This window comes from Alicyclobacillus sendaiensis NBRC 100866, from assembly GCF_001552675.1.
GTDB classification, from domain to species: Bacteria; Bacillota; Bacilli; order Alicyclobacillales; family Alicyclobacillaceae; genus Alicyclobacillus; species Alicyclobacillus sendaiensis.
Map to the genome: position 1 here is coordinate 1 of NZ_BCRQ01000103.1, position 4,547 is coordinate 4,547.

General features: G+C 57.1%; 2 protein-coding genes. One reads left to right on the top strand and one right to left on the bottom strand.

All coding sequences use genetic code 11. The annotated features are described in order from the left end of the window. Positions 1-20 precede the first annotated feature (20 nt). Positions 21-3,395: a beta strand repeat-containing protein gene (locus tag AS26_RS14500; RefSeq protein ID WP_217997439.1), complete on the top strand. Its 3,375-nt coding sequence runs from the start codon at positions 21-23 to the stop codon at positions 3,393-3,395. Between the two features lie 46 nt (positions 3,396-3,441). Here the strand turns inward: AS26_RS14500 and AS26_RS13205 are convergent. Then, on the bottom strand, positions 3,442-4,547 hold a 1,106-nt coding region (locus AS26_RS13205), incomplete at its 5' end, for a helicase HerA-like domain-containing protein (RefSeq protein WP_157068514.1).

Genomic DNA, 4,547 nt, shown 5'->3' on the forward strand with positions numbered 1-4,547 from the left:
TCCTGGGTGCAATTAGCCCGATGGCATTCGCTGCGACGTCCTCGACGGGTCTGACTCCGGTTGGACAAGTTGCGTTTACGTTCAACGGCCAGACGGTCTCGAACCCGTACATTATGGATGGCAAGGATTCGGGCAACACGACCGCGTTTGCGCCGATCTACTACTTTGACCAACTGCTTGCGAAGTTGGGCATCCAGGCGACCTGGAATGGCGCGACCCACACCTGGGCACTGACGGATTCCAACGTGAACGTGCAGCAAGTTGCCGCGAACATCGCAGGTGGCTTGGGTTCTGGGAACACGACCATTACGCTGAATGGTACCGCGATTAAGAAAATCAATACGCAAGTTGCGAAGGACCCGGCAGGTGGTCCTGTGACCACGTACTTCCCGGTGTACTACGTCCAGCAAGTGTTTGGTGCCATGGGCGTGAACGCGAGCTGGAACGGCTCGACGGGCTTGGCAGTTGTCACGCAGAATACACCGAGCCTGAGTGCGGTTACGGTTACGGGCGCGAACGTCGGTAACGGTTCCGCGACCTCGCCGGCTGTGTCGAATGGTTCGGCTGTCACCGTCTCCACCACGTTGACCGACGCGTTTGGCAACCCGATTTCCGGTGTGAATACCACGCTCACGTTGACGGGTACCGTAGCGCCGACGGTCACCGTGAATGGTGTCACGGCGGCTGCGACCACGGTCTCAGGCGGTTGGTCCTACCAGGTTCCAACCAACGCGGCGGGCGTCGCGTCGGCTCAAATCTCCGTGCCGTCCGGTGTGGCTGCTTCGTACACGGTGCAATTCTCCGCGCCGTATAGCAACAATGGCGTGCAAGTGACGTCTTCCAATGCGTATGTGGAATTTGTGCCAGCTAACAGCGCGGCGATTTCGCCGGTAAGCTCGCAGTCGAACCCGTATCATGCAGTCGTGTCTTCGCCGAGCAATGAGACAGCAGGCCTTGTGCCCGTGACGGTCACGCTTCCGCAGGCGGCAGCAGGTGTGGCTGTTCAATTTACCTTGAGCGGCGGTCAAGCGTTCTTTGCTAATGCTCAGGGAGGCGTTGTGGAAAATCAGTCGGGTGGTACAGCAACCACGACGGTTTACACGAACAGCAACGGCCAGGCTACAGTGTATGTGAATGACAACAATACTGATTCAGGTGTTATGGTCACGGCTTCGGTCAGTGGCTATGGCTCCATCTCGCCGGTGTACATCAGCTGGGGTCAGGCTGGTGTGGCTACGCAAACCGCTAATGTGACGGCTTCGAATGTACTGAGCGGTAGCGGCACCAACTCGAGCCCGTACGTCGCGAATGCTGGCACGAATGTGGTCATTAGCGGCCAGGTGCAAGATGCGAATGGCAACCCAGTTGCTAATGCGCAGTTGCTGGTCGTCAATACGGGCACGAGCGGGAGCACTCCAGGTAGCTACACGGACACCAACAGTGGTGCAGGTAGCTATGTGAGTGGGTCCAACACCACATCGTTCCCGAGCGTCAATGCTGGCGGTTTGCAACCTGGCATGACGAATCCGTCTCTCTATGGTGAGGTCATTACCACGGATTCCAACGGTAACTTTAGTTTCACCGTGACGGATTCCAACATTGAGGTTGACCATTATTACCTCTATGGCATCACGGCCGGTGCGGTCGGGCAGAAGCTCGGCAACTGGTACGTCAGCTGGCAAGCCGGTTCGACGCTCACGAACATCGGCGTGGCTAGCTCTGCAAGCAACCTGGATTCGAATTACAATGGCAGCTCTGTACCGACCAGTGTGTCTGGCATTACTGCTCCGGAAGGTGGCGTAGCACAAGTTGCCTTCGCGGGATACAGCGGTGTGCAAGAGATGACGGGCAACCTGAATCTCGCGTATACCCTCTCGTTGAATCACGGTGACATCACGAAGATTTACGCGACGACTGCAAGCGGGCAGATTGCCTACACGGTCAATGGCACCAATGGATATCCAAGCGTCCAAGTGAATGTGACTGGTAGCGGTGGTCTGTATACCATTACAGTCAATGGCGTAACCGTCACCACTCAAGCGACAAGCCCCATCGTGGGTGTGGGTGTGTCGGATACGACCGCTGAGACGGATACCCTTACGATTACCAGCGGCAACGCGAAGGCAACCGCTCAGTTGCAGTTCTTGGCGACGAATCCTGCGAAACTCGCAAATGGCTCGCCGACGAGCGGCTTGATCCAGGCTGGGCAAACGGCCACGGTTTCGTTCCAGGTTGAGGATAGCAATGGCAACCCTGTCCCGAATACAGCTGTGCCGATTACCTTCGACAGCGCTGCTTCGAATATGTGGATTACGGAAATCAACGGCGTGACGCTCCAACAGACGGAGACGACCGGCGCAACGTCCGCAACAGAACCGACGCCGATTCCGTTGTACCAAGCACCAGCGGACATTGATTACAGCTCGGTCAATATCCCGGGTGTCGTCACAGCTTCGTTGGCTCCAAATACACTCCCCACTGTAACGGTGCGGACGGATTCGAATGGTAACGTCACGCTTACGGTTCAGGATGGCGATGTGACGTACTACAATGGCGTCAGCGCAGATGCGTACGTGGATACATCGCCGAACGGGCAGTCGGGAGATGCGCTCTACGTTGGATATGCGAACACATGGGATGGCATTGACATCTCTGGTTCGAACAATATTGCCAATGTCGTGGCAAGCGTACAGAACGTGAGCACGTCGCCGAGCAACATTGCCTTCAATGTCCTGAGTGCGACGGATTTCTCCTACACGGTGTCTGGTGGTACGCAGTATGCTGCTGCAAAGATCAGCTTCACGTCGACCGACACGAATTTGACGGCAATTGCTTCAAACGCTTCCGATTTTGTTGTTAAGGATGCGAACAACACTACGTATACGTATGTCTCTGCCGCTCCGACATCTGCTGCAAACGACTTTACATTGACGAACAACGGTGGCGGAAATTACACGTTGACGGTGTACTCTAGCAGCGCAAATTCGCTCGATGGGTTGAAGTTCACCGTTAACGTGACCGACACGAACAACAACAACGCTACCGGTTCCTTCACAGCGGTACCGTCTTCGAATCTGCAGGTGAACGTCGGTGCCGTGGTGCCTTCGCAGAATGGAAGCTCGTACGACTATAGCTTCCCGGTGACTGTGGCGGATGCGGCTGGGAACCCAGTGGTTGGGCTCACGTATTCGAACTTCGCCGTGAAGGATACCACGAGTGGCACGAGCTACACCGGTGCTTCGACCTTGGCGAACGGAGACTTTACCGTGAGCTACAGTGGCGGTACGTACACAGTCGAAGTGCAATCCTCTACCTCGATTGCGTTGACTGATCAGGTGCAGATTACTGTCACCAATGGTTCGGGCGGTACGGGCAGCGGTAACGGCACATTCTAATCGCACGATGGAAAAGGCATCCTTCGGGATGCCTTTTTCTTTACGCTTATGCGTTCCCCTGAAGCCTCGTCCATTGAAATACCTGCACCTGTTCCAACTGCCCTCCCAAGGACACCAGTGCTCGCCCTGGAATGGGCGGCAGTTCAAACGCCTCATTGTGCCCTGGCCCCAATACCACGCCGGATTGCACTTGTGTGGTCACATGGAACGTAAGCAACGCGTCCATATTCGCGCGCAATGTGCCCGGAATGGTTTCAGCATCTGGGCGTTGCGTGGCAATCACCAGGTGCAGCCCAAGGCTCCGGCCCTTCTGGAGCAGGGTATTCGCCATCATCAGGATCTCTTTCGCCACTTCCGCCATCTGCTTGTCCGCTTTGGCGTTCGCTGTCGACGTCAGGGTCGCAAACTCGTCGATCAGCGTCACATAAGGCACAAAATCTGTGGTGGACGTTTCCCACGCCTGTCGCTCCCGTTCCACCAACGTCGTGACAAGCGACTGCATCCATGCATGCAACCTTGGCAGATCTCGAATGACCTCATCCACCGTTCCGACGAGGGGCTTGTAGTCATAGCCACCCTTGAGATCTGCAATCACGACCGACATGTCGGGCCGCTGGACCTTGAGCGTCTCCGCCAGGACTTTGAGCGCGTTCGTCTTCCCGCCGCCTGTGGCGCCTGCGACCAACAGATGCGGGTACTGGCGAAGTGGCGCGAGGACCGGGCCTTGGACGCCTTCGCCCAAACACCAAGAGAGTCCCTTCGCCTTCTGCAACGCGGGCAGTGCGTCGCGAAGGGAGACCGTGTGAGGCAGATCCGGGAACATGGCAATTTCCACGTATCCTGGCCAAGCCGTCTGGGTAATCTGCACATCCTCGCCCAAGGCGCTTGCGAGTTCGCTTTGCTTCTCCTGCAGCGACCCAAGCGACTCGCCGGGTGGCAACCGGTAGACGCCGACCAGCGCTCGGCCCCGGCGCTTCAGGCGGCCCAAGCGCACCAGGCCGGGGGATTGCAGATTTCCGGATGCTTTCGCGAGCGCGAGATATGCCCTCGCCAAGGGATCGCGGAACCATGACCAGAGCGTAAAGAGGAGCGGGTTGTACTCTTCTTCGAGATTCACACCGCCAAGCCCGAGGCGGAAGAAGAGTGCGAGCA